This is a genomic window from Rothia santali (assembly GCF_024199905.1).
Classification (GTDB): domain Bacteria; phylum Actinomycetota; class Actinomycetes; order Actinomycetales; family Micrococcaceae; genus Rothia; species Rothia santali.
The window spans coordinates 1-4,321 of sequence record NZ_JANAFB010000075.1 but is presented as its reverse complement, the minus strand read 5'-3'; the positions used below and the strand labels follow the sequence as shown (position 1 = coordinate 4,321).

Annotated in this window: 3 protein-coding genes and 1 pseudogene; all 4 read right to left on the bottom strand. The window is 79.8% G+C overall.

Translation table 11 applies throughout. From position 1 onward, the window contains the following. A partial coding sequence (locus NBM05_RS15110; protein WP_309248185.1) for an AlkA N-terminal domain-containing protein occupies window positions 1-612 on the bottom strand: 612 nt, incomplete at its 3' end. Then, window positions 602-1,243, bottom strand: a complete 642-nt coding sequence (locus tag NBM05_RS15105) for a class I SAM-dependent methyltransferase (RefSeq protein ID WP_254169142.1) — start codon at window positions 1,241-1,243, stop codon at window positions 602-604. The genes NBM05_RS15110 and NBM05_RS15105, both read right to left, overlap by 11 nt. Window positions 1,244-1,494: 251 nt before the next feature. Next, window positions 1,495-2,034: pseudogene (locus tag NBM05_RS15955) on the bottom strand (PIG-L deacetylase family protein); the annotation flags it as partial. 1,443 nt (window positions 2,035-3,477) lie between these two features. Continuing rightward, window positions 3,478-3,852, bottom strand: coding sequence for a glycosyltransferase family protein (locus NBM05_RS15100; protein ID WP_254169140.1), 375 nt, complete (start codon window positions 3,850-3,852; stop codon window positions 3,478-3,480). Window positions 3,853-4,321 lie beyond the last annotated feature (469 nt).

The window sequence follows — 4,321 nt, the reverse complement described above, 5'->3', positions numbered from 1 at the left end:
GACCGCGCCCACCGGCTCGCCGAAGGCCTCCACGAGCCGGCCCGCGAACGTGCGCGCGGCCGAGCCCGAGACCTGCTGGCCCAGCACGGTGGTGACGGCCGCCTCGAACGGGTCGGGGCAGCGCGTGGCCCGCACCCCGGGGCGTTCGAGGACGAGCGGTCCCAGCACCGGGTCCCCGGCCAGGTCGCGGTCGATCGCCTCGATCGGGGCGGACAGGTCGAACCACCAGTCCAACAGCGCCGCGGTCGAGGCGGGGAGCGGGCCGAGGCCGTCCGCCGGCGCCGCCTCGACGCCCGCGTCCCCGACCCGCACCTCGACGATGCGGGGCGTCCCCTCGAGCCGCAGCGTCCTGAGGTGGGTCCGGGCGCCGGCGTCGTGGCGCTCGAGGCCGGGGATCGCGTGGTAGCGCAGGATGCCCAGGGCGCACCCGGGGTCCCAGGGGCCGCGGGCCGGCACGACGACGGAGGCGGGCGGAAGGGGCGCCGGCCGGTCGGGGTGGTCCGGTCGGGGCGGGCGCGCGAGGTCGGACCGACGAGGGCCGGGCTGCCGGGGTCCGGTCTGTGCCGGGCCGCGCGCGGGCGCGACCCGGGCGGCGTCGTGCTCAGCGTTCACGGCGGTCCTCCTCCTCGGCGAGGAACTCGGCCTCGGCCACGCTGGGGGCGGGCGGACCGAAGAGCTCGATCAGGACGTCGTCGTCGGCGTAGGAGGCGTGACGCACCCAGCCGGGCACGGCGGCCAGCGCGCGGTGGACCTCGTCCCCGGTGCGGTGGGCCTCGGCGATCGCGTGGCGCCAGTGCGCCGCCACGAGGACGCCGTCGGGGGCCAGCTCGGCGCGGGCGCGCTCCAGGAACGCCGCGAGCTCCGCGCCCGAAAGATAGTAGCCGACCTCGCTCAGGACGACGAGGTCCAGCGGGCCCTCCGGGACGTCGCTCGCCGAGCCCTCCGCGAAGGCCACGTTCCCCGCCCGCACCCGCTCACGGGCGGCCTCGAGCGCCGCCGGCACGGGGTCCGTGGCGACCAGCCGGTCGCACCGCTCCGCGAGGCGCGCGGTCAGCCAACCGGTCGAGCAGGCGGGCTCGAAGGCCCGGCCGAAGCGGCGCCGGGGGAGCACGGCCATCGTGAGCTCGAACTTCCGCTGCTCGTACCAGCGGCCCTCGACCGCCCACGGGTCGGCGGAGGAGCCGTACAGCGCCGTGAAGTCCACGGCCGGGGCCGGGAAGACCACGAGGCGGTCCCGGAACATGGCCTCCAGGGCGGCGTCCGGGACGACCGGCGCCCCTCGGGCGGTCCACCGCGCGGCCCAGCGCGGCGGTGCGCTGCGAGCGGAAGCAGGCGAGGGCGGCCTCGCGGGCCCGGGCCGCCTCGGCGTCGACCGGGACGGGTGCGGGCCCGGTCCCAGGCCGTCCCCGCCTCACCGGGGCGCCGGTGGTGCCAGAGCCAGACCGGGACGTGGACCAGGTCCAGCCGCCGGTTCCGGGCGGCGGCCCGCTCGGCGGCGCGGCCGCAGGCCTCGTGGTCGGGGTGGCCGTCGTGGGGGAGCGTGCTGACCAGCCAGGACTCGGGCGGCAGCGAGGCGGCGACCTCCTCGAGCGCGCGGACGACGTCGTCCTCCCGCTCCGCGAGCGAGCCGTCCGGGAGTGCGAGGCGGACCCACTGCAGGGCGGGCGCGCCCGGGCGCTGGAAGGGGGCCGCGAGGACTCCTGCCGCCTCCTCGGACTCGCGGCGGCGGATCGCGGCGAGCTCGGCCGGGTCGATCACGTCCGGGGCGTGGGAGCCCTCCCCGTCGGTGGCCGCGACGACCACGACCTCGGCGCCGGCCCGCAGGGCGGCCACGATCAGCGGGGCGGCGCCGAGGACCTCGTCGTCGGGGTGCGGGGCCAGGACGATCAGGGCGGGCAGGTGGTGGGGCGTCCAGACGCCGGTCCCGGGGTCGACGGAGCCGACGGACCACACCGGGGTCCCCTCGTCGAAGCGGCGGAGGGCGGCGGGGGTGCTGGCGGCGGCTTCGTCCCCGTGGAAGAGCGGGGCGGTCATCGTCGGGCCTCCCCGGGCAGGGGAGTGGGCCCGGCGGGGCGCACTGGGGAGGTCCCGGCGGCGGCCGCTGGGGAGCTCCCGGCGGGCGCCGAGGAGGCCTCGGCGGTGGTTGCGGCGGAGGCCGCCGGTCCCAGCCCGATGAGCTCGTCCCAGGAAGCCCGTCCGGCCTCGACGGGGCCGCGGGACCCTCGCCCGCTCGCGCGGTCACGTGCTCGGCGAGCGCGTCGGCCACGCCCGCCTCGTCCCGCTCGGCGTGGGACTGGCGGACGTAGACGGCGAGGTCGGCGGCCAGGCGGGCGTGGTCGGCGTCGGCGCACAGCGGGCCCGGCCCGAGGGCGCGGCCGACGCCCGCGGCGACGGCGTCGGCCAGCCGGTCGATGCGGGTCCTCACCGCCAGGGCGCGGGCGGCGTTGAGCGGGCCGGACTCGTCCGGGCGCGCGTCGACCTCCGCGGCGGCCGCGCGCAGCAGCGACCAGCCCGCGGCCAGCTCGCTCGCGACCGAACCGGCCCGCGCCCGCAGGAGCTCCCCGGCGCCGGGGCGCAGCGCCCGGTCCAGCAGGGGCTCGGCGAGGGCCCGGGCGCCGCCGAACCAGCACGCCGCGACCCCCATGCCCCCGTGCCAGAAGCCCGGCCGCGCGAGGTACTCGGCGTGCGAGGCGATCCGCCGGGCGGGGACGTCGTCGAAGGCGACGCTGCCCGAGTCGCTCGCGGCCATGCCCACGGCGTTCCACGTCCCGGGGACGGGTGCGACGCCGGGGTGGGAGAGGTCCACCGCGAAGAGCGCCACGGCCTCCTCCCCGGGATCCTCGGCCGGGCCCCGACCGGCCCCCTCGCGGGCGTCGCGCTCTGCGGTGGGTCCGGCCCCCTCCCGGGCGTCCCGCTCCGCTCTGGGGCCGGGCTCCACCCGGGCGGTGACGAGGGCGTGGGTCGAGCCGGACGCGCCGGAGCACCAGGGCTTGGCGCCGCACAGCGTCCAACCGCCCCCGCCCGAGGGCACGGCCCGCAGCACCGGCCGCGGCGGTTCGGCGGCCCAGACGCCCCAGCGGGTGCCCTCCTCGACGAGGCCGGGCAGGCCCAGGTCGTGGGCGACCGCCACGGCGGCGGCGTGCGCCTCGGCGAGCCGGGCCGCCACGAGGTCCCGGCGGGCCCAGCCGGCCAGCCGCTCCCAGCGCTCCAGGGTCCGGCCGCGGCCCGGGAGGGGCAGCTCGTGCGCGGCGGCGCAGAAGACGCTGGTGAGGCTCGGCGAGGGGTCGGCGCCCGACGCGGCGGCGGGGAGCGTGCTGGGTCGGGCGGACCGCCCTCGGCGGGGAGCGTGCTGGGGCCTGCGTCCCGCCCCCGGCGGGGAGCGGGTGCTCGCGGGCGGCGTCGGCGGGTCGGGTCATGGGATCTCCTTCAGGAAGTGGGCGAATCCGGCCGGCGCCCGGCCAACCAGCCGCCCGGAGGTCAGCACTGCCAGGTCGGTGGCGCGCACGATGCGCAGCCCGGCGGCCCGCGCTCGGTCGGCGAGGTCGACGTCCTCGTCGTGGGCCAGGGCCGGAAGCCGCCGAGCTCGAGGTAGGCGCGCGCCGAGATGCCGAGGTTGGCGCCGTGGACGTGCCAGTGCGTGCGCCGGCGGATCCGCCGGGCGTAGTCGAGGCGCCACAGGGCCCGACGCCGCGCGGTCAGGGTCCCGCGCCGGACGTCCACGGTGCCCAGCAGCAGCTCGGCCCCGCCGGCCCGATGCCGCAGGTGGCGGGCGAGCCAGGGCGGTGCCACGAGGGTGTCGGCGTCGGTCGTGGCCAGCCACAGGGCGTCCGGGTCGTCCGGGCCGGCCAGCACGTGCTCGAAGCCGGCGCGGCGGGCGGCCCCACGCTGCGCCGGTCGATCTCCAGAACCTCGGCGCCGCGCCCGCGGGCGATGCGCGCGGTGGCGTCCCGGCAGGCGTCGGCGACCACGACCACGCGCACCGGGCACCGGGCCACGCGGGCGGCGCGCAATACGGCGTCGACGGCGGCCCCGATGGTCTCCGCCTCGTCGTGGGCGGGGATGACGACGGCGACCGCGCAGGTGCGGGGGCGACGCCGGCGGGAGGGGAGGGTCGTGGCTCGGATGCTGGCCGCCCCCTCCGGACTAATGCGTGTTCCCATCGTCACACAGGTGGCGGGGGCTCGCCCAGCCGCCCAGGTACGCCTCCAGGTCCGGCTGGTCCCCGAGGCGCACGGCGCCGTCCAGGACGGCCTCGACGGTCCGGAACGCCTCCGGGGCCGCCCACCGCCGCCGGCGCCGGGCCGCGCGGACGGCGAGGGCC